Origin of the sequence: Haloferax sp. YSSS75 (assembly GCF_046764215.1) — an archaeon.
Classification (GTDB): domain Archaea; phylum Halobacteriota; class Halobacteria; order Halobacteriales; family Haloferacaceae; genus Haloferax.
This window is the reverse complement of sequence record NZ_CP177206.1, coordinates 2,499,885-2,520,876: the sequence shown is the minus strand read 5'-3', so window position 1 is coordinate 2,520,876 and position 20,992 is coordinate 2,499,885. Positions and strand designations below refer to the sequence as shown.

General features: G+C 61.4%; 21 protein-coding genes and 1 tRNA gene. 12 read left to right on the top strand and 10 right to left on the bottom strand.

Annotation, left to right across the window (positions count from 1 at the left end):
* Window positions 1-22 precede the first annotated feature (22 nt).
* Both ACK3R5_RS13285 and ACK3R5_RS13280 read left to right on the top strand, forming a co-directional pair.
* On the top strand, window positions 23-430 hold the full coding sequence (locus tag ACK3R5_RS13285) for a VOC family protein (protein WP_411967295.1): 408 nt from the start codon (window positions 23-25) through the stop codon (window positions 428-430).
* 577 nt (window positions 431-1,007) lie between these two features.
* On the top strand, window positions 1,008-1,247 hold the full coding sequence (locus ACK3R5_RS13280; RefSeq protein WP_411964557.1) for a hypothetical protein: 240 nt from the start codon (window positions 1,008-1,010) through the stop codon (window positions 1,245-1,247).
* A 61-nt stretch (window positions 1,248-1,308) separates the two neighbouring features.
* Here the strand turns inward: ACK3R5_RS13280 and rnhB are convergent, their stop codons facing one another.
* From rnhB to ACK3R5_RS13265, 3 genes are all read right to left on the bottom strand, one after another.
* A complete protein-coding gene (gene rnhB / locus ACK3R5_RS13275) occupies window positions 1,309-1,956 on the bottom strand; it encodes a ribonuclease HII (protein WP_411967293.1) in 648 nt (215 codons plus the stop codon).
* A gap of 81 nt (window positions 1,957-2,037) precedes the next feature.
* The gene (locus ACK3R5_RS13270) at window positions 2,038-3,057 is read right to left on the bottom strand and encodes an alpha/beta fold hydrolase (RefSeq protein ID WP_411967292.1); all 1,020 of its coding nucleotides are present in this window, start codon (window positions 3,055-3,057) and stop codon (window positions 2,038-2,040) included.
* 93 nt (window positions 3,058-3,150) lie between these two features.
* Window positions 3,151-4,434 carry a tRNA pseudouridine(54/55) synthase Pus10 gene (locus ACK3R5_RS13265; protein WP_411967291.1) on the bottom strand — a complete coding sequence of 428 codons (1,284 nt, stop codon included), beginning with the start codon at window positions 4,432-4,434 and terminating at the stop codon, window positions 3,151-3,153.
* Window positions 4,435-4,637: 203 nt separating this feature from the next.
* On the opposite strand from ACK3R5_RS13265, the gene ACK3R5_RS13260 reads away from it, so the two are divergent.
* Window positions 4,638-5,633, top strand: a complete 996-nt coding sequence (locus ACK3R5_RS13260) for a DMT family transporter (protein ID WP_411967290.1) — start codon at window positions 4,638-4,640, stop codon at window positions 5,631-5,633.
* Between the two features lie 143 nt (window positions 5,634-5,776).
* Here the strand turns inward: ACK3R5_RS13260 and ACK3R5_RS13255 are convergent, their stop codons facing one another.
* The 4 genes from ACK3R5_RS13255 to ACK3R5_RS13240 all read right to left on the bottom strand — a co-directional run bounded on the left by ACK3R5_RS13255 (window position 5,777) and on the right by ACK3R5_RS13240 (window position 9,163).
* The gene (locus ACK3R5_RS13255) at window positions 5,777-6,319 is read right to left on the bottom strand and encodes a DUF4112 domain-containing protein (protein WP_411967289.1); all 543 of its coding nucleotides are present in this window, start codon (window positions 6,317-6,319) and stop codon (window positions 5,777-5,779) included.
* Window positions 6,320-6,522: 203 nt separating this feature from the next.
* A complete protein-coding gene (gene aceB, locus ACK3R5_RS13250) occupies window positions 6,523-7,824 on the bottom strand; it encodes a malate synthase AceB (protein WP_411967288.1) in 1,302 nt (433 codons plus the stop codon).
* Between the two features lie 62 nt (window positions 7,825-7,886).
* Entirely contained in the window at window positions 7,887-8,924 is a 1,038-nt protein-coding gene (gene aceA / locus ACK3R5_RS13245; protein ID WP_411967287.1) for an isocitrate lyase, read from the bottom strand.
* The gene (locus tag ACK3R5_RS13240; protein WP_411964549.1) at window positions 8,921-9,163 is read right to left on the bottom strand and encodes a hypothetical protein; all 243 of its coding nucleotides are present in this window, start codon (window positions 9,161-9,163) and stop codon (window positions 8,921-8,923) included. Before ACK3R5_RS13240 ends, aceA begins: the two co-directional genes overlap by 4 nt.
* A 315-nt stretch (window positions 9,164-9,478) precedes the next feature.
* Here ACK3R5_RS13240 and ACK3R5_RS13235 point away from each other — a divergent pair, with 315 nt between their 5' ends.
* Both ACK3R5_RS13235 and ACK3R5_RS13230 read left to right on the top strand, forming a co-directional pair.
* The gene (locus ACK3R5_RS13235) at window positions 9,479-10,432 is read left to right on the top strand and encodes an ATP-binding cassette domain-containing protein (protein WP_411967286.1); all 954 of its coding nucleotides are present in this window, start codon (window positions 9,479-9,481) and stop codon (window positions 10,430-10,432) included.
* Window positions 10,429-11,196 carry an ABC transporter permease gene (locus ACK3R5_RS13230; RefSeq protein ID WP_411964547.1) on the top strand — a complete coding sequence of 256 codons (768 nt, stop codon included), beginning with the start codon at window positions 10,429-10,431 and terminating at the stop codon, window positions 11,194-11,196. Before ACK3R5_RS13235 ends, ACK3R5_RS13230 begins: the two co-directional genes overlap by 4 nt.
* Window positions 11,197-11,337: 141 nt before the next feature.
* Here the strand turns inward: ACK3R5_RS13230 and ACK3R5_RS13225 are convergent, their stop codons facing one another.
* Window positions 11,338-12,225, bottom strand: a complete 888-nt coding sequence (locus ACK3R5_RS13225) for a CPBP family intramembrane glutamic endopeptidase (RefSeq protein ID WP_411967285.1) — start codon at window positions 12,223-12,225, stop codon at window positions 11,338-11,340.
* A gap of 34 nt (window positions 12,226-12,259) precedes the next feature.
* On the bottom strand, window positions 12,260-12,409 hold the full coding sequence (locus ACK3R5_RS13220) for a hypothetical protein (protein ID WP_411964545.1): 150 nt from the start codon (window positions 12,407-12,409) through the stop codon (window positions 12,260-12,262).
* 251 nt (window positions 12,410-12,660) lie between these two features.
* Here ACK3R5_RS13220 and ACK3R5_RS13215 point away from each other — a divergent pair, with 251 nt between their 5' ends.
* Together ACK3R5_RS13215 and ACK3R5_RS13210 are read left to right on the top strand one after the other, a co-directional pair.
* On the top strand, window positions 12,661-14,289 hold the full coding sequence (locus ACK3R5_RS13215; protein ID WP_411967284.1) for a gamma-glutamyltransferase family protein: 1,629 nt from the start codon (window positions 12,661-12,663) through the stop codon (window positions 14,287-14,289).
* A gap of 84 nt (window positions 14,290-14,373) precedes the next feature.
* A complete protein-coding gene (locus tag ACK3R5_RS13210) occupies window positions 14,374-15,723 on the top strand; it encodes a hypothetical protein (protein WP_411967283.1) in 1,350 nt (449 codons plus the stop codon).
* 45 nt (window positions 15,724-15,768) lie between these two features.
* On the opposite strand, the gene ACK3R5_RS13205 is transcribed toward ACK3R5_RS13210, so the two are convergent.
* The gene (locus ACK3R5_RS13205) at window positions 15,769-17,658 is read right to left on the bottom strand and encodes an ABC transporter ATP-binding protein (RefSeq protein ID WP_411968662.1); all 1,890 of its coding nucleotides are present in this window, start codon (window positions 17,656-17,658) and stop codon (window positions 15,769-15,771) included.
* Window positions 17,659-17,809: 151 nt separating this feature from the next.
* On the opposite strand from ACK3R5_RS13205, the gene ACK3R5_RS13200 reads away from it, so the two are divergent.
* The 5 genes from ACK3R5_RS13200 to ACK3R5_RS13180 all read left to right on the top strand — a co-directional run bounded on the left by ACK3R5_RS13200 (window position 17,810) and on the right by ACK3R5_RS13180 (window position 20,961).
* Window positions 17,810-18,262: an SRPBCC family protein gene (locus tag ACK3R5_RS13200; RefSeq protein ID WP_411964542.1), complete on the top strand. Its 453-nt coding sequence runs from the start codon at window positions 17,810-17,812 to the stop codon at window positions 18,260-18,262.
* Between the two features lie 98 nt (window positions 18,263-18,360).
* On the top strand, window positions 18,361-18,957 hold the full coding sequence (trmY, locus tag ACK3R5_RS13195) for a tRNA (pseudouridine(54)-N(1))-methyltransferase TrmY (RefSeq protein ID WP_411967282.1): 597 nt from the start codon (window positions 18,361-18,363) through the stop codon (window positions 18,955-18,957).
* Window positions 18,958-19,040: 83 nt separating this feature from the next.
* Window positions 19,041-19,113, top strand: a tRNA-Pro gene (locus ACK3R5_RS13190).
* Between the two features lie 531 nt (window positions 19,114-19,644).
* Window positions 19,645-20,130, top strand: coding sequence for a hypothetical protein (locus ACK3R5_RS13185; RefSeq protein WP_411967281.1), 486 nt, complete (start codon window positions 19,645-19,647; stop codon window positions 20,128-20,130).
* Window positions 20,131-20,325: 195 nt separating this feature from the next.
* Window positions 20,326-20,961 carry a DUF1643 domain-containing protein gene (locus ACK3R5_RS13180; RefSeq protein WP_411967280.1) on the top strand — a complete coding sequence of 212 codons (636 nt, stop codon included), beginning with the start codon at window positions 20,326-20,328 and terminating at the stop codon, window positions 20,959-20,961.
* Window positions 20,962-20,992: the final 31 nt, after the last annotated feature.

The window sequence follows — 20,992 nt, the reverse complement described above, 5'->3', positions numbered from 1 at the left end:
CCGTGCAGTCGATAGGTGGTCCATGGATGCCAGAGCGATAGACCACGTCAACCTCCGCATTCCCGAAGACGGCATCGAGACGGCTGTCGCGTTTTACAGCGAGGCGCTCGGATTCGACATCGAGAACCGTGACCTGTTCGAGTCGGGTGACAAACCGTTCATCTCGGTCCGACTCACGCCCGTGAGCATCATCCACCTCCAACCAGCGGCGAACTTCGACCCGCCGGCCGAAACGGGGTTCGACCACCTCGCAATCGAGTTCGACCACACTATCGACGAGTTACGTGAATCTCTCGATGCGGCAGGTGTGGAGGTCGACCGACAACTCGAACCGCTCGGTGCGACCGGTGTCGCACCCGCAGTGTACGTCACGGACCCCTTCGGGTACACTCTCGAATTGAAGGCGCTCCCGAGCGACGAAGACAACTAATATTGCTCTAGAGTAGCAATACTGATGGCAAAAAACCGAGTTGTGTCTATCGATATCTTTCGGGTCGAACTGAGGTCTGTGAGGTGATTAATCGACTGAAAAAGGCAATATATAACAGTAGACGTAGTTATCAAAAAATTTGGGAGGTACAAAAACTATACGTTCGTGACGACGTGAAAAGTCACTAAAAACAGTGTTTGAAAGGAAATCAACATTCGAAGCCGCAGTTCTAAAAATGTCGTGTATAGACTATTATACACAAACATCCAGTTATATTATATAATGTGTCGCTCCTAGCCCCACACCCGAGTAGCACAAAAACCACCGACCATCGAGCATGGTATCGAGCGATTGCTATTGTGTCCAACATACAGGGCTGGTTCGCCGGTGGACCCCGAAACGAGGCATCTTCAGCACCAAATTCGACGCATCTTCGATAGTTTTCGATTTGGTGACTTTCGCTCTCTCAATCACGTAGAACTTCCAATAGAATATTATAGACTGTGTACAAATCATCAACTGAAGCGATATCTGAGTAACCGCCGCCCGTCGGTAATTACGGTGTGACCCCAGAACCATGGAAGATACTCCACTTCGACACGACGACACGGACGCGATGACGACGACGACGACGGAGACTTCGGGGCGACGGACATCCCCGCCAGACGACCTGGAGTATATCGCAATCGTCACCCCCTACGACGACGCGCCGGACGAGTGCACCATCTTCCCCACCGGTCTCTCCGAGGAGCGACTCATGACGACGTGGATTTCCGCGGAGGAAGACTCGTTCGTCTCGCTCGACGAGATGGTGTGACCCCCGTTCGTCCCCCGTTCGGATAGTCCTCCAACCTCCGACTCTGCTGTTTTTTGGTGGCTCAGAAGTCCCCGAGCGACGCCTGTTCGTGTGCCGCAAGCAGGTCCGCACAGGTCGACCACGATTTCCGCGCACAGTCCGGAAGGATGCCGTGTTCGCGGACGAACTCCCGAAGGAAGTCGCGTGTCGTCGGGTCGCTCGGATAGCCACTGCCCACCTCGCCGTATTCCACGGCAATCTCTTCGACCCGCCGGTCACGCTCGACTTTCGCGACGATGCTCGCCGCGCCGACGATTGCGTGTTCGTCGTCGGCGCGGTGCTGGGCGTGAACCTCGACTGTGATGCCCGCGTCGGCGACTCCCTCACGGACGCGCCGCCCGAACCGAGACTCACTCACGTCGCCGGCGTCACAGCGCAGTTCGTCGGCGTCTTCGGCGACGGCGACGGCAGCTTCGACCTGTGCCCGGACCGTGAGCAGGTTCATGTTCGTCTCCGGGTCGTCGATAGTCTCCGGTTCGACGAACGCGACGCCGACGGCGATATCGTCGCGTTCGCGGAGTTCCACGGCGAGTTCCTCGCGGCGGGCGGGCGAGAGGCGCTTCGAGTCGGCGATGCCGTCGGGGAGCGTCTCGGGGTCAGCACGCACTGCTGCAGCGACCATCGGACCGAGTACGGGTCCCTTGCCGGCCTCGTCGACGCCGATGTGCATACGTGGTCGGGTCTTGGGGTGAGGGATTCAAGATTGCGGTCTGCGTTCGTGGCCTCCGGCCCGAGGGACGTGTATCCGTCCCTACAGCGCCGTCGGTTCGCTGGAGGCCGTCACCGACTCGGTGAACGTCCGAATCACTTCACGGGCCCGGGTGGCGTCTGGGCTCGCCAAGATAGAGTGGTCCGCTTCGAGACGGACGAATTGGGCGTCGGGTATCGCTTCGACCACGGACTCGGCATGGTCGATGGGGACTGCCCCGTCGAACTCACCGTGGACGACGAGGGTTGGACAGTCGATAGATTCGTACGAGACGTTCGGGAGTTCACGGAACCACCGTTCGTCGTTGAGCGTCCCGTCGATGCGTGCGCTCGCGGGGAGAACGGTCGGAACCAGGTCGAGTGACCGTTGCCGAAGCTGTGGGTCGGCCTTGATGGATTCGACGTACGCGGCGAGTTCCGCACCTTCGAGCGTCGAGAGTTCACTGTGTAGCATCGAGACGAGCGTGTCGGGGGCAATGCGCCGGAGTGCTGCAGCGATGCCGGACTGCACGTCGAGGACTGGTGTCGAGGTGAGAATCGGGTCGACGATTGGGTTGCCGACGTCGAACATCCGTTCGTCGATTTCGGTGGTGATGGCCGAGACGAGCACGAGTCCGGAAACCCTGTCGGGGTAGTCGGCCGCAATCTGGAGGGCGATTGGCCCGCCGCCCGAGAGGCCGACGACGACTGCACGCTCTATCTCGAGTTCGTCGAGGAGTGCCACGAGGAGGGCGGCCTGGTCGTCGAGTGACCCGTTGTCGCCGAGGGGCGTCCGCAGATACCCCGGCCGCGACGGCGCGACGAGTTCGACGTCGGTTCCGAACAGTGCGCCGCCAGCACCGAGTGCTTGGTCGTATCCACCCGGGTCGCCGTGGAGGAAGAGCACAGGGTACCCAGACCCCTGTCGTGCGACTTCCACGACGCCTCGGTCCGTCGTGACGAGTTCACTGCCGGCGACGAGGTCAGCGAGTCGCTTCCGCTTCCAGCGCATGAGTGCGATGCCTGCGCCACCGAGAACGAGGCCCACTCCGACTCCAGCGACACGTATCCAATTTCGGTTCATGGCAACCTAGAGAGACGTTGCAGTGTGACCTAACCCTACTTCACGAAACCCAGAGAGTCTGGGTTCGAGATGCGAAATTCCAGGTGGAGACGCTCAGTCCTTGAAGAACTCGTCGTCTTCGAAGGATTCCTCTTCGCCTTCGACGGCGATGACGTCGAGTGCCGTCACGACAGCGCCCGTGTCCAGCAACCCGGCGAGACTCGGGTTCGTCCGGCCTTCGTCGCCGGAGACCAGTTCTTTGATGTAGAGGCCACCTTCGCCGTGAATGTCGACGGTGGCGTGGCGGGCGTCTTCGAGTTCGCCGGTGGCGTCGTAGACGTGTCGCGTCCGCGTGAGACTCGCACGGCGATGGTCGACGCGGTGCGGCGTGTACTGTTCGATAGTCGCGCCGGTGAGTTCGTCGAGTGCGACCTGTAACTCGTCGTCGGTCACGTCGTCGTCGAATTCGACGGCGGCGCGGTACTCTTTCGACGCGTCGAGTTTCTTCACGCGTTCGACCATGTCGTAGGTGGCCAGACGCAACCCTTCGACTTCGATTGCGCCCTCGGCCATCGCGTTGACGTCGCCTTCGAGTTGTTCGACGTCGATGGTTCGACGGCGGGGCTCCATGACTTCGACGACGAACGGGCGACCCGTCCCGAGCATCAGGGCGTCGACGTCCTCGCGGCCTGCGCCGTGGAACGTGGCTTCGACGCCGTCCATCACGTCCATCACGACTGGCGCGACGAACCCTTCGACGCTGTGTTCGTAGAGATAGCCGGACCCGCCGCAGTAGTCACACGGTTCTTTGCCTTTGTAGCCCGACCCGTCGCACTCCCGGCAGGGCCACTCGGTCTGTGGGATATCGCGTTCGAGTTTGCGGTACCGGCCGTAGACGAACGCCGAGTTGAGTTGTCGCTCGACGGTGTCCGCCTCGATGTCGAGGAGGAACTGCACGTCGGGACGGGTGAAGTCCACCTCGGTGCCCGTGAGTCGGCCGACGCGTTTGCCGACTTCGCGGTTGAACTCGGATTTGAACAGTTCGCCCGCGTCGTCGGGCAGGCCAGCACCTTCGCGGAGCAGCATCTCGTTCTCTTCGACGAGCGGCGGTGCTCGGGTTCCGACCTGATACGTCTCGACTTCGACGTCGTCGATAGACGCGGCACAGCGTTCGGCCCACTCGTCGAAACGAGCGCACTCGCCTTCACAGACCCAACAGGCCTCTGTCTCGACTGGTTCGTACGGTTCGTCTGCGTCGAGGGCCGCCGCGACGCGGAGCGACTTCCCTCGTTCGGCGTTCGTCAACCCGAAACTTCGGTCAGCGAACGCCCGCCCGAGGCAGGCGTCACAGACCGGCCCGCTCGCTTCGAGTTCGCGGGCGTCTTCGAGGATACTCATACTCGGGTTCTCTCGGGGCGCGCGTAACTACCTTACTTTGTTCGGACGCCCCCGAGTACGTCGTTCGAGCGTCCCGTTCGATACATACGATTTCTGAGATATGTGTCAACGCGTCTCAGTCGTGTGTCCGAGAGTACTTTGAGAAATTTCATATACGGGGGCCTGGTAGCCGATTCAACAACTGGGCCTTAGGTCGATATTACGTGTCTATCGGAACTCAAACACAACGCAACCTCGCACTGTTCGTCACGCTCGCCGTCCTCTGGGGGACGTCCTTCATCGCCATCGAAGTCGGGTTGGAGGTGCTTCCCCCCGCGCTCTTCGCCGCGCTTCGGTACGACGTCGCCGGCGCGGTGCTGTTCGTCTACGGATTGCTCGCCGCCGAGGACTGGCGGCCCCGTGGCCGCGACGAGTGGGTCGTCGTCGGCGTCGGCGGCGCACTCCTCATCGGGGCACACTTCGCCCTCCTGTTTTCTGGCCAGCGATACGTGACGAGTGGTGTCGCGGCCATCGTCCTCAGTACGTCGCCGATTCTCACGCCGCTTTTCGCGTGGTCGATGCTCCCCGACGAACGACTCGACAGCGTCGGGTTCCTCGGTGTCTTCTTCGGACTCGTCGGCACCGTCGTCATCGCGCTGTCGTCGGGGTCAGTCGGCGGGCAACTCGCCGGCGTCGTCTTGCTCTTCCTCGCGGCAGTGAGTTGGGCGTTCGGAACCGTCCTCGTCAAACGCCTCCCCGGCAACCCACCAGTCGTCCCGATGCAGTCGTGGATGATGCTTCTCGGCGCGGGACTCCTCCACGTCGTGAGTCCACTCCTCGGTGAACCGGGACTCACTACCGTCGCGTGGTCACCGCTCGTCGTCGCCGCACTGCTGTTCCTCGCCGTCCTGTGCAGTGCCGCCGGGTTCATCATCTACTTCGTCCTCTTGGACCGCATCGGTGCCATCGAAATCAACCTCGTGAGTTACGCCGTGCCCATCGTCGCCGCGCTCAGTGGGTGGGCCGTCCTCGGTGAGGAACTCGGCACTGCGACGGCCGTAGGGTTCGCGTTCATCCTCACCGGGTTCGCCCTGATGAAGCGGACAGCACTCGCACCGTTCGCCTACAGACTCTGTGTTCGGACCGGCGGTGTTGCACTCCGATTGGTCGGCGACTACGACCCAGCACCCGACCACGACCCGGTACCTGCGGACGACTGAGTCTCGTCTGTTCTCCCTTTCGACTACGCCGAACTGCTCCCGTCTTCGGATAAAAAGGTTCGTCGCCCACCACCGCGCTCGGACGTGTCGTGACACGGCCACGAATCTTCAGTCAGGTGTGGAGGGGTCCCCGCGTCGGCCGTTCAGAACAGTCCGAACTGCCCGAGCGCCCACAACGCGGCGAGGGTGATTCCCACACCCAGTGCGACCAGCAGAATCGTGACGACGCCGACGGCGACGAGGAGGAATCGGCGGTCAGCCTCGGCCCCGTCTCCCGATAGGTCGTCATAGCGTTCTTCGAGGAGCGTGACGTTGCGAGCGTTTGCCTTCCACGCGGCGTCGAAGATGTCACCGATGACCGGTAGCGACCCCACGACTGTGTCCAGAAGGACGTTTCCGAGCATCCGCGCGAGCGTCGCTCGTGGGACGCCCATCATCGCCGCTTCGACGAGGATGTACGCCGACATCGCCGCGGCAGTCGTATCGCCGACGCCCGGGATGAATCCGAGAATCGGGTCCAGTCCGATGCGGTAGTTGGTCCCCGGAATCTCGAACGCGTTGTCGAGGTAGTGACTCACCGTGCGGAGTCTGGCCAGCGTCTCTTCCGGCGTGTCGTCGTCGAAATCGACGATTGCGGCGGGTTCCAGCGGACGTTCGCTCCCGTGCTGGAGTGACGAGTCGTTCACGGTAGCCCTATCGTGATACTCGCTCTTGAGCGTAGCGTCGACGCGAGTGCTGGACGTGTGGCGGCGAGACGAGTCGAAAAAACGAGTGGCACGTCGTCCCCACGGTGTCGGACGACGTGCCGGGGTAGAGTTACAACCAGGGTTGTGCCGCCGTCAGGGCGGAACCGAGGCCGACGGCAACCTCGAACGGGTCGGGACGCCCCTCAGAGACCGACCTCCACCGCGCGTTCCACGACGCCCGCACCGTAGCGTTCTTCTAGCTCGTCGTGTTGGTCCGGCCGGTTCTCGTAGACGTCCTGGAACAGGTTGATGGGCGTCATCGCGGCCTGATAGGTCGCTTCGTCCCACATTCGGTCGGTGGAGATTTCGACTTCCGTCTCGCCGATGCGGAGGGTCGCCGACCGTTCCATCGCGATGGCACCGCGGCCTGCTTCCTTGGCCGCCTCGAACTCCTCCATGGAGTCGACGATGTCGTCCATACTCGGGACGTACGACGTCATGTTGAGGAGTTCCTCGTGGAGTTCGTCCTCGTCGAGCACCTGCGTCGAACCGCTGACCGTGAGTTCGTAGCCGTCGGCCGTCTCTTCGAGCGACACGCGGTCACCCTCGTACACTTCGACGCCGTCTTCGGAGTCCAGTTCGACGTCGCCGTCGCCGGTGTCGAGTAGCCAACTGCCGGTCTTCGGCGGCAGTGGCGACGTGTTGGCTTCGACGACCTGACCGGGCGTCAGCGACCAGATGCCGAGCATGCCCTTCGCCTGATTCTCGGTCATCCGCTCGTGGTAGCCCTCCACGTCGCGGATGTCGTCGTACGGTCCGTCGACTGCGATGCATCCGTTGGCGCTGGCACCGCGAGAGGTGTTGTGGCGCAGTTCGGGCCACGCGGGCAGTTCGCCCGTCGGCGTCATCGCGCGCATGTCCTTCGTGTAGTCCACCTCGCCGTCGACGAAGAGGAACAACCGTTCGAGGTTGTTCGTGTCCTTGCCCATCTCGTCACGGAGTTTCCCCATGGCGAGTTCGGACTCTCCGCTCTCGATGATGACGGACATCGCGAGGCTTCCCTCTTCGAGGCCGCACTCGTTTTCGACGATGGTGAAGAACTCGTCGGCCTTCTTCCAGTCGTCGATGTCACCGACTTCGGGGATGACGAAGCCGTCGATGTGCTCGATTGCACCGGTGTCGGAACTCGCGATTTCCAGCATGTGCTGGAAGCCCTGATAGCGCGTGGCCGGGCTGTCGCGGTGCCAGACCATCCGCGGGTGAATCTCGCCGGGGAAGTCGGCACCCTGTTCGGCGACGACGTCGATGATGTTCTCCACACCTTCGTCGCGCATCGAGGGCGCTGTCGCGTCCTCGTTGTCCGGAACCCACACGTCCGGGGCCTGCATGCCGCGGAGTTGGGCCGCTCGTCGAATCATCTTCGCGGAGTCTTCTTCGCCTTCGATGGCCGTCGGCGACGTGAAGAACGTCCGCACGAACTTTCTTTCGTGTCTTCGTTCAGTCATGTGCGTGTATCTGGATTATAGTGTGTTAAGAATTGGTTTGGCAGAAAGTATCGGTGCGACCCTCAGTCGTCGTCCGACGTCGTGATGGGGTCTGCCTGCTCCTCGCTGAAGCCTTCGGACTCCTCGATGCGACGGCGTGCTTCGGGGTCGAACTTCGTCTCGATGTCCTGATACCGCGAGACGAACGAGAGTTCGTGGTGGCTCTCGGTCGGGTGGTCGAGATAGCGCTGTTCGAGGTCGAACTGCCCCTCTTCGTCCTGTTCGGCGAGCTTCTTGAAGTCCTCGTAGACGGCGTGTGCGCCCGAGTGGAGGCCGAACAGCGTGATGAAGATGTACTTGTAGCCGAGGTCACCCAGTTCCTGGAACGTCAGTGGGTCTTCCTCTTCGGACCACGCGAACGACGACGAGTAGTTGAACGCGAGCTTCAGGTCGGGATGCGTCTCGTGAATCTCCTCGGCGTAGTTGACAGCGTCCTCGCGACTCGGGTTCGGCATCTCGGGCCAGACCAGGTCGACGCCGGCGTCGGCGTAGATACGGCCGCGTTCGAGGTGTTCTTCCCAGTCACCGTTCGACGACCCGTAGGCGTCCGTGCGGGCGATGATGATGGTGTCTTCGCTCTGCTTGGCGTCGACGGCCGCTTCGAACCGGGCCTTGGCCTTCTCGCGGGAGACGATTTGCTTGCCGGCGATGTGGCCACAGCGCTTCGGCGTCGTCTGGTCTTCGATGTGGATGGCGGCGACGCCGGCCTTCTCGTACTCGCGGACGGCGCGGCGGACGTTGTGGATACCGCCGTACCCGGTGTCACAGTCGGCGATGATAGGGAGGTTCGTCGCCTCGACCATTCGCTTGGCGTTTTCGACCATCTCGGTCATCGTGACCATCTCAAGGTCTGGGAACCCGAACTGGCCGAGGACCGTCGAGTACCCGGACATGTACGCGGCGTCGTGGCCGGTCATCTCGGCCAGACGGGCGTCCAGTGCGTGGTACATCCCGGGGGCGAACACGAAGTCCTGGGTGTTCAGCTTCTCCCGGAGTTCTCGGGCTTTCTGGTTGTCAACGTCCTGTGCGAAGACATCGCTGTCGAGTTCGGTCGGATTCATTGGGTTTCGGTAGTCTGCATCGTCTGCTCGATGCGGTTCAGTTGGGTACGGAGCGCGGCGAGTTCACGCCGGATGTTGGTCATCTCGTCTTCCTCACCGGGCTGTTGGATGAAGGGGACGAGCGGCGCGTCCATGTTCTCCTCGTTGGTGGGGTAGCGCTGCGTGGTCCGGGGAGGGCGAGTGGTAGTCTGCGAGCGGGTCGTCGTGTCGGTGCGAGTCGTGTTGGTTCGGTTTGTCATTTGTTATGTCGGCGGTGTGGGCGGTCGATAGCGTTCGAAGCGTTCGGGGGTCGAGTTGTGATGTCCTGCTGGGGATACTGCGGATACTACCATTGTGCGTTACCTCACTCGGTTCGACTCGGAAGCGATATTAAAAGTTAATCATTTATAATGATAATATTCGTTAATGACTTAGTTCGATACAGACAGATAATAGGGATTAATTTGATATGTCACACCATACCAAATGGCCCGGAGTCGGTCGTGTCATTCGTTCACAGTGCGTTCCGCGGACAGCACGCTTAATCGGGTCCACACCTGACGACGCATCAGCGAATGGCATCTGCGATAGAGATACGAAACCTGACGAAAGCCTACGGCGACGTCACGGCACTCGACGGCATCGACCTCGACGTGCCCGAGGGGTCGTTCTTCGGTCTGTTGGGTCCCAACGGTGCCGGAAAGACGACGTTTATCAACATTCTCGTCGGCCTGGTCCGCAAGTCCGGTGGCACGGCGGAGGTGTTCGGATACGACGTCGAAGACGACTACCGCGAAGCACGCGACCTGATTGGGGTCGCTCCACAGGAGTTCAACGTGGACAAGTTCTTCCCGATTCAGGAGATTCTGGAGACGAAAGCGGGGTATCACGGGATTCCACGAGACGTTGCTCGCGAACGCGCCGAAGAGGTGCTCAAACGCGTCGGCATCTACGACAAGCGCGACACCCGCTTCGATTGGCTCTCCGGCGGGATGAAACGCCGGTTCATGCTCGCCCGGGCGCTCATCACCGACCCGGACCTGCTCATCCTCGACGAACCAACTGCGGGCGTGGACGTGCAACTCCGCCACGAACTGTGGGAGACCATCATCGACCTGAACGACAAGGGGACGACGATTCTCCTCACCACGCACTACATCGAGGAGGCAGAACGCCTCTGTGACGAGGTTGCGATTCTCGACTCCGGACGCATCCTCGAAGTCGCCAGCCCCGAGGAACTGATGGACCGGGGCACCGACGACATCGTCGTCCAACTCCGGTCTCCTCCGACTGCCGTCCCCGACTTCGCCGCAGACGACGACCGGGTCGAGTCCGTCGAACTCGACGGGACCCGACTCGTCGTCACCGCTCAGCAGGGTGGTCTCGTCGCCCCCGACGTGGTACAGGCACTCGACGAGGCGGGCCACGAAATCGTCGACCTGGAAATCTCCCGCACGTCGCTCGAAGAGGTGTTCGTCGAGATGACCAGACAGGGTGAGGGTCGCGCGACGATGGAGGTGGACCAATGAACGTCGACCTGACGGGCTTCTACGCCCTCCTCCGTCGTGAAATCCTTCGATTCGTCCGTCGCCCCCGAAACACGTTCGTCCCGCCCTTTATCACGAACGTGCTGTACTTCTCGGTGTTCGGCGTCATCCTCGGCGAACGCATCGACCAGATTGCGGGCGTCCGCTACATCCTGTTTATCCTCCCGGGACTCATCGTCCTCGGGGCCGTCTCCAACGCCTTCGAGAACGCCTCGTTCTCTATCTTCCACGGCCGCTGGAATCGCTACATCGAGGAGGCGCTCACGTCGCCGCTGTCGTACACGTCGATGGTCGGCGCGTACATCTTCGCCAGCGCGACTCGTGGTATCGTCGTCGGCGTGCTCATCGCACTCATCGGCGCGTTCTTCACCGCCGTCGGCGTCGCCAGACCGTTCTATCTCGTCGCGTTCATGCTCGTCATCACCCTGTTGTTCGCCGCTATCGGTGTGGTCGGCGGCCTCTGGGCGGAAGACTGGGACGACCTGACGATGATGAACCAGTTCATCCTCCGACCGCTCGTCTTCTTCGGCGGCGTCTTCTACTCGCTCAACGAGATTCCCGAACTCTTCCGACAGGCGTCGCTCCTCAACCCGATGATATACATGGTCAACGGCGTCCGATACGGCTTCCTCGGCGTCACCGAAGTCGACCCGAACCTCTCGCTCGGTATCCTCTCGGCGCTCACGCTCGCTATCGTCGGTATCGACGTCGCGCTCTTCCGGCGTGGTTACGGGTTGACCGACTGACTGCGCCGATTTCGGCGTCGTCTCGAAGACGCACCCGTTCGGATTTCGCACTCGTTGCCGGACCGCCGGATGGGTGTTTGTGAGGCCCACTACGACGCTGATTCAGAGCGGGCGACCAGAGAGGTACGAGAACACGGTGGATTACTCACCAACGCTCGACAGCGATGCTGTAGGCCGTCTCCAGGACACGACGAGGACGGCCACCACGACTGCAGTCCCCACGAGACTGAACGGGTGCATCTCGGGAGCGAGGCCCAACACCAGACCAGTGAAATTCATCATCCCGTGGAACAGGAGCACCGCCAGAATGCTCCGTCGCGTATTGTTGTACACCCATACGATTAGCACCGTCTGCAACACGATGGATGGAAGCCACCACCAGAGGGCAGGAGCGAACGTCACGTCGGCGTAGTAACCGGGGAACCAGACGAACGGTGCGTGCCAGACAGCCCACGTCCCACCGTTGATGAGGCCGGCAACGGTGGGGCTGAAGCGGGCCTGGAGCTGGTCGAGGTAGTAGCCGCGAAGGCCAACCTCCTCGACCAGCGGAAAGATGAACGACAGCAACAACATGAACCCCAACGCTCCGGGGTCGGTCAGTTGGGTCAATGCGAGATGTATCGGGTCGTCTGTCACGCCGAGTATGACCGCCGTCCCCGCCATCAGGAGGTCGAACACCAACCAGTACCCGAGGACGATGACCCACCACTTCGGGGCGATGAGTCGAACGTCGACGAGTCTGCGCCAGATGTCTCGCACTCGCTCGCTGCCACCAGTGACGTACGCCATCGTGACACCAGCAATCAGCGGGCTCGCGCCCCCTGCGAGGAAGAACAGGACCTTCGGGAACGACCAGACCGACGTATCGGAGCCGAATAGCGGGAGCCAGAACACGTACGCCCACCCGAGGTAGAGCAGCGGAAAACCCCACGGCGTGACCGAACGTCGGAAGCCGGGGCGTCTATGGTCGAATAATGCCAGCAAGCCGTCACCCATAAGAGAAGTACTCCGAGTCGGGATAAATCCCATACGGCGATTCCTGTTCGCAGAGAATAGAGGGTGGCTACTCGCCCGAACTGCGTTCGAGATACCACCCGATTCCTCCCCCGACTGCGGCCCCCAGGAGTACACCAATCGGGCCACCGAGCATCAGGCCAAACAGTATCCCGAGTACGGCACCGACGGCGGTATACCCTCCTTCAAACTCTGTCATAAATTTAAGAAACGAGACGCACTACAATAAACATTCTCGCGCTCGAGCGTGACGCTCTGTCGAACGACCCAGATGTGGGGGGAAGTGCCCACCCGCTGGTGACTGTCTTGGATGCCTGCACTCAGCACCCTCTCGAAGAACCGTCTCCCGAGAATATTCGACAGGGCCGTTCTTCGCTGTCTCTTTTCGTCGCCACCGTCGCCATCTCCGAGAGCCGAAAGGCTATGCGGTGTGTTTGCGAACCACAGTGTATGTCCGACCACACTCCCGACCTCGACCGCTTTACGTCGCGGCGGTCGACGGTCTACGCCCCGAACGGCGTCGTCGCGACGAGTCAACCACTGGCCGCACAGGCGGGGGTGGAGATTCTCTCGAACGGCGGCAACGCGTTCGACGCCGCCGTGGCGACGGCCGCTGCCCTGAACGTCGTCGAACCCACGTCGACGGGTCTCGGGGGTGACGTCTTCGCCTGCTATCGGACCGCGGACGGCGAGGTTGGCGCGATGCGAAGTTGCGGTGGTGCACCGGCGGACGCCACGCGTAATCGTGTTCGCAAAGCGGTCGCTGCCGAGGAGGGCGTCCCCATCTACGAGGCGACGATGCCCGAGACGGGCGCACACACAGTCACGGTTCCCGGAACGGCCCGCGGGTGGGAAGCGACCATCGATCGGTTCGGTTCGCGCTCGTTGCGGGACGTTCTCCAACCGGCGATTCACTACGCGACGGCGGGCTATCCCGTCACGGAAGTCGTCGCAGCGCAGTGGCAACACGGCGAAGACCTGTTCGAGTCCGACCACGCGCGCGAAGCGTACCTCTTCGAGGGGAGTGCACCGACGGTCGGACAGGTGGTCACGCTCCCGAAACTCGGTCGGACGCTCGAACGAGTGGCCGAGGAGGGGGCAGACGTCGTCTACGAGGGCGACGTGGCGGCGGCCATCGCCGACGAAGTCCAGTCCAACGGCGGGTTTCTGACGACAGACGACATGGCTGCCTTCGAACCGGAGTTCGTCGACCCAGTCTCGACTACCTACGGCGGCGTCGAGGTGTACGAACTCCCGCCGAACAATCAGGGACTCATCGCGCTCGAGGCACTCAACGTCGCGGACGAAATCGACGCCGGCGACCCCTCGGTTGGGTCCTCAGAGTCGGTCCACCGCTTCGCTGAAGCGATGAAAGTCGCCTTCCACGACGGGCACCGCTACATCACCGACCCCGACTACGAGGAGATTCCACCGCTGGCCTCGCGCGAGTGGGCGGCGAAACGGGCCGAAGAAATCGGCCCCGAAGTGAATCACGACGTGACGTTCGGCGTCCCGGACGCGCACGCCGAAGACGCCGACACCGTCCTCTGTTGTGTCGCCGACGCCGCCGGCAACGTCGTCTCGTTCATCAACTCTCGATTCGCCGGGTTCGGGTCCGGTCTGGTCGCCGGCGACACCGGCATCGCCCTGCAGAACCGCGGTGCGTCGTTCTCGCTGGAGGACGACCACCCGAATCGGTTGGAACCCGGCAAGCGTCCGTTCCACACGCTCGTCCCCGGACTCCTCGAATTCGACACGGACGATTGGGCCGCCTTCGGTGTGATGGGCGGGTACATGCAACCGCAGGGGCACGTACAGGTCGTCTCGAACCTCGTCGACCACGGATTGCCTGCACAGGCCGCTCTCGACGCACCCCGCTGGCGGTACCGAGAAGACGGGACGCTCGCAGTCGAAGAACGACTCGCTAGTCGCATCGGCGCGAAACTCGCCCGGAAGGGCCACGACGTTCGCGTGCTCCCGGCGTCGATGTTCGGGGGCGCACAGTTCGCTCGGTGGGACGACGGGACACTCTCTGGTGCGACGGAACCGCGGAAAGACGGACAGGTCGCGGGCTACTGAATGTGCCCCCCACCGAGACGACCATCTATGAGGTGTGCCACCGAGTAGCGCAATGGTAAAGATGGCCCCCTCGACAGATAGACCATGGTCCAACTCCGGCGGCGGAGATTTCTCGCCCGTGTTGGCAGTGCTGTCTCCCTGACTGGAGCGCTCCCACACGCCGCCGCCGCGACTCGTCCCGCTCCTCGATTCGACCCTGCGAGAGACGGATTCGGATTTCCGAACTGGGCGTCGAGAGACACGTGGTATCCGGAGCACGAACACGTGCGCGTCGACCCGAAATCGGTCGAAGCGCACATTCGACGCGAGTGGGCGGACAGTTTCACGGACGTGTTCGGGTTCGCCCTCTCGAACACGTCGGGGTCGCTTCTCGACGTCGTCGCCCGTCAACTGTCGGTGTCTGTCAACCAACTCGCCGCGTCGAACGGTCACTGCTACGGGATGACTTACGCGGCACAGCGATACTTCGAAGCGCCGGGTGACCTCCCCGACGAAGTCGAAACTGCCGCGGAGGTAACCGACCCGGAGATTCCACTCGGGTCGGACGCCGGCCCGATTGGTGACCTCATCGACCACTATCAGGCCAGACAACTGCTCGATATCCACGCGTGGGTGGGTCGTCGCCGGATGTTTCGCCCACGGCACATCGATTACGAAGCAGAACTCGCGGCAGTGGCAGCGGTCGTAGACGAGTTCGGAACGGCCGGCGTCACGCTCGTCGACACGGAGACGCGGACTTCCCATCAGGTTCTCGTCTACGACTACACGCAGACGGCCGATGGAACACGACTCGCACTCTACGACCCGAACTACCCTGCTCAGCAGTACCGTCAGACCGAACGCGCGCTCACTGTCGACGTGAGCGAGACGCATCCGGTCTCCGGCTATGCCGAGTACGACGCCTTCGTCTTCAATCGCTGGGACCGGGCGATTCGGGCGAACGCGGATACCACGTCACCGGTCGAAAGCAACACCCGTGACGACTTCGGCCACCTGCTGACACGTGTCCTGCGCGTCACCGTCGACACGGACGCCGTCTCGCTGGCCGTCGTCGACCCGGCGGGGAACCCTGTCGGGAGAAACAACGCGACGTACATGGACCGCCAGCGAACCGACGTGTGGGCGACACGATACCGATACGATGCACCGACTGGGCGGTATCGACTCGCCCTCGTCGCCACGAAGAAGGCCGACTACGACCTGCGCGTGCAGGTGGCCGGTGCCGAAAGCGAGACGCTCGACACGGTGATTTCGAAGTCGATGTCGTCCGGCGAAGTCCACGAGTACACCGTCGACGTCCCCGAGGACGAGTCACCGACGGTATCGCAGGTCCACGAGAACCCGACGACTGTGCTGCCCAAACTCGACCCGGCCAGCGTCGCTGTCGGCGTCGCAGGCGGTGCGGCACTGGCGTATCTGGTTCAGTCGCAGTGACGACCTGATGCAGTCGCAATGATGGCCTGGTGCAGTCGGCCGATGTCACCCGCCGTCTTCGCCACCGTCTGCTGTCACGTGGTCTGCGAGGCGGTCCGACTGTCGACTCCGCTCGACGAGTCGGTCGAGGAGGGCCGGAGAGATACCCGAGACGTCGCCCGCTTGCACGCCCCAGAGCGTCGCGTACAGTCCTCCCTCCGCGACGAGTTCGTCGTGGGTACCGGTTTCGACGACGCGCCCCTCGTCGAGGACGACGATTCGGTCTGCGTGGCGAATCGTCGAGAGGCGGTGGGCGATGACGAGCGTCGTGCGCCCCTCGGTCAGTCGGTCGAGTGCCCGTTGGATGAGGAGTTCCGTCTCGGTATCGACGGCGCTCGTCGCCTCGTCCAAGACGAGTATCTCTGGGTTCTGAAGCATCGCACGGGCGAGAGAGAGTCGCTGGCGCTGCCCGCCGGAGAGTTTGACGCCGCGTTCGCCGATACGGGTGTCGTAGCCATCGGGGAGATGTGAGACGAAGTCGTGGGCCTCGGCCGCCGTCGCTGCCGCAACCATCTCCGCGTGCGTCGCGTCGAAGGCTCCGTACAGTAGGTTCTCGCGGACGGTTCCGTCGAACAGGTAGACGTCTTGACTCACGTAGCCGATTGCCTCGCGAAGGCTCCGAACCGACACGTCACGAACGTCGTGGCCGTCGACGCGAACCGCATCGTCTGTCGTCTCGTAGAGGCGCAAGAGGAGTTTCGCAGCGGTGGACTTCCCTGCGCCCGTCGGGCCGACGAGCGCCACTGTCTGGCCGGGGTCGGCGGCGAACGACACGTCGTGAAGGACCGCCCGACCGGACGTGTAGGCGAACGACACGTGGTCGAACTCGATGCGACCGGTGACTGGACCGAGGTCCATTACGTCGGTGGCGTCTCGCACTGTCACGTCGTGGTCGGTCAGACCGAAGATGCGTTCGCCGGACGCGCGGGCGTTCTCGTAGGCGTTGACGATGCGTCCAGCACCCGACAGCGGGTCGATAAACCGCTGGGTCATGAACAGGAAGGTGACGAACTCACCGACGAGGAGTTCACCGGTGAACGGACCCGGTGGCCCGGTGATGAGCCAGATACCGCCGATGGCGAAGGTGGCCGCGAAGGCGACGCCCGCGAGGAGTTCCATCGTCGGTTGGTAGAGATAGTCGAGACGGACGACGGCGAGCGCGCGTGTGTAGTAGTCCATCGAGGCGTCGGCGACGCGTGTCGTCTCGTAGTCTTCCGTCGTCGAGGCTTTGATAACCTCGATTCCAGCGATGTTGTTCTCGATGCGCGTGTTGAGTGCGCCGACGCTCGCACGCAGTGCGCGATACATTGGCCGGATGGTTCGCATGAACCAGATGGTAAACACCGTGAGCAGTGGGACGGCGACGAGCGTGACGGCCGCGAGTTGGGCGTTCAGGTAGAAGAGCACGCCAGCGATGCCGACGACGGAGACGACGAGTTGCAGGCCACCCGAGAGCGTGCTGTCGAGGAACGTCCGCAGGTTTCGCACGTCGCTGTCGAGGATGGAGAGCACCTGTCCCGTCTGCTTGTCGTCGAAGAAGGTCATATCGAGGTGCTGGAGGATGTCGTAGGTGTCCACGCGGACGGCGTGCTGGACGCGGTTCGAGTAGACGGCCAGTCCGAGTCCCTGTACCCACGAGAGGCCGACACCGGCGGCGAACGCCACGATGACCAGCCAGAAACTCAGCCAGAACTGTCCCGAAACCGTCGCCGGAATCCACGCAGGGGGAACCAGCGGCAGGCGATAGGCGGTGTTCTGGAAGAACACGGCGTCGATGGCGACACCGAGCACCAGTGCTGGAACGATTCCCACCAGTCGATTGAGGACGCTCGCTACCAGACCGACGACGAAGAACGGCAGGTTCTCCCGCCCGTATTCGGTGAACAGACGGACCATCGGGTCGCGCCTGGATTGTGTGCTCACTTACCTCAGGTAAGGCTTCAGCCAATATGACGTGCACGGTGGCGACAGTCTGCGTACCGGCCCGCAGTGGACTCGCTTCGACCAGTTTTAGCCGCCACAGCCCGTATTCTCCGGTGGAGGCATCATGGCGAAACAGGCGAGTAGCGGCGGGAAAGGCGTTCGGACAGTCGAATTTTCACAGGTTATCGACCGGCCGATTTCAGACGTATTTCACTTCGTCGCAGAACAGCACGTGCAGAATCATCCACGCTGGGACCCGGACATCGAACTGGAACTAGAGACGCCCGGACCAATCGGCGTCGGGACTCTCATTCGACGACGGAACACTCGGTACGACGTCCCCGTCGAGGGAACGATGGAAGTCGTGGAGTACGAGCAGAACGAATCCATTGGGACCGTAATCAAGGAGGGTGGCTTCGAGATGTCCGGTCGAATCGTATTCGAGGCGTTGGGCCCATCGAAAACGATGTTGACGCGGAGCGCAACACTCCCCGACTCCATCGACCCGGAGTTGATTCACGAAAAGATGGAACAGAGCGGTCACCGCATCGAGGAACTGCTCGAGTCAGCACTCTAACTCGGTTCTCACCTCTCACACTCGTACTCACCTCTGTATCGACGTCGCTCCGGCCGTGAGTGGACAGGGCTAAGGCCCTCTCGGGCGGAGTCGGCGATATGCGTCAATTCATCGTCCTCGGCCACGACGTGCCGACGACACCCGACTTCTCGCTGGACGACATCGCCGGCGGTGCTGGCCGTCTCGACGTGCTCTGTCGCTGTGTCAACTCTGCGTTCTTCCTCTCGCACGCGATTCGCGAGGACGTTCGCGTCCACCTCGTCCTCGGCGACGAGTACACCGTCCGATTCGAAGGCTCCGAACTCCGGCGACTCAACCCCGACGAGCGCTCGACTGCCGCACTCGTTCGCAAGGCACTGGAGAAACGCGACGAAGCCATCGGTCACATGCCTGCGGAGTCGTCGCCGGGCGTCTCGATTCGCCGGATGGGATTCGAACCGACGCTGGAAGACGCCGCCCGCGATTCGACTGTCGTCGAACTCCACGAAGACGGTGACCCAGTCGTCGACGTCGAACCCCCGGAGAACCCACTGTTCGTCCTCTCGGACCACAACGACTTCACCGACGAGGAAGCCGAGTTGTTGGCGGAGGTTTCGGACGAACGCGTTCGACTTGGCCCCGAGATTCTCCACGCCGACCACTCGATTACCGTCGCTCACAACTACCTCGATACGAAGGGCTATTCGCAGTACTGAGGCGCGGTGAGTGTGTGTCACTGGGTCTGACGGTTGCTCCTAATCACAACTGTTAAAGCCAGTCGTGGCTTGCGTCAAAATGCGGGCCGGTGGGGTAGCTTGGTATCCTTCGGCCTTCGGGTGGCCGTAACCTCAGTTCGAATCTGAGCCGGCCCATTTCTACCCCTTTCAACGCCAACGAGCACCGCGTAGCGTGTGCGAGTCCCTCCGAAATGGTTGTGTGGGCGACTGAAGATTCGAACGCCCGAGCGGGAGCGAGGAAAGTTCGAATCTGAGCCGTTCTTTTGGAACGACAGTAAACGGCGTCTCTCCGACGAAAATCCGGTGTCCAAGATTATCGAATAGCGGGCTCCGTATGAGTGGCAACGCTACCTTGAACCCCTTATTCTTCAACTGGAGTTGACTTCTGAGCGCCTGTTATACAAGCAGATTTGTGTTCGGAGGCGATGCTGATTGTCCTCTAGGTCGTCGTCGGAATCCACCGGACGGCTTGTCTTCCCCTTACGTGGGAAGACCCTCTTAGGAAGTGTGCCTGAGCGCACGCGTCTGCGGCGCGAAAAAATACGGGGTGGTTGCTTTGTTCGTCGATGTTCCATATGAAGCAGGCGAAACGCTCGTGCTCTAATCGGATATATAGGATGGCTGAATTCGAATGTGTTTATTACTTAGAATTTATCACTCGTAATTGTGTCAATAAAACAAGCCGGTATCTTAGTCGGTGGAATAGTTGTTGCGTTCATACTTCCTTTTGTTGCATATCTAATGTTTGAACAACAGTCCCCTCAAATAGCTGCCATTTTGTCTTTTTTGTGGGGTCTAAGCTTATTCATTAGGCTTTCATCAGAATTGAATAGGGATGAAACGGTGGTTGGTGGATGGCTAACGTACTTACTGACTTGGGTCGGTTGGCCATTTGCTATGTTTGGTTCCTACACGACGCTCATTCTAGATGCACAGGTTGCCGACTTTTCGACTAAGGCATTACTATCGGTTATCGGTGTAGGTTTACCAGAGAGTATTAATCCGCTATGGGCTGGGGTTCTTATATTTGTAATCGGCGCCACGTATTTCCAAATTAGTAATACAGTTGTCCTGAAATACTGGAAATTTGTTGAGGATGTGACTGAGCCAGTGATGGATGAAAATGAATCTCCGAATGATGCGGAAGATTGATTGAAGATATTTTGGGATAATTGAGCAACCAAAATCAAAAGTCGTCTCGCTCTTTTGGTTTCTAGCTACCACTTAGGACCAATCAGTTCGTACCAAGCTGTAATTATGCGACCACGGGGGTAGTGTAGTGGTGGACACTCTCGAAAGTCGCCGCAGTCATGCCGTCTCCTTTATGGCATCGTCCACGACGTCTCGATGCATCCCTTCCTTCCACCCACGAACACACCCATCGACATCATCTATTTCGCCCTTCTCGACCTACTCACCCCAATCAAAATGCTCCTCGACGACTGGACATCCGCCCCCCACACAACCGCTGGCGTCTACGTCGAGATGGGAGATATCGACGGCTACACCGAAGCAGGGGCCGTCCTCAGCGACGACGACGTTTACCGCTATCTGCTGTGGCGAGTGTGGGACGCCGAGAAACCGACGGTGGCGTACGTTATGTGTAATCCGAGCACCGGCAGGGGGACAGCAAACGACAGGACGCTCGATAGGTGCACCACGTTCGCCCGCAACGAGGGGTCCGGGGGAATGGTCGTTGGGAACCTGTTCGCACTCCGGTCGAAGGACCCGAACGCCCTTCGAACGGCCGACGACCCAGTCGGCCCCGAGAACGACCGATTCCTGACGGCACTCGGGAACGAGATAGAGAGCATCGTCGCCGCGTGGGGAGGTGCCGGCCAAAAGTTCGGCCGACCAGCGGCAGTCGTCGAGATGCTACCAGCCGAACTCTACATCATCCGAGAGAACGGCGATGGGTCGCCGCAACATCCGCTCTACGCGCCACAGGACACCGAGTTGATGCGCTGGCGACCCGAACTCTGAGAGACGGAGGAGGAGAGGCGCTCGCGCTAGG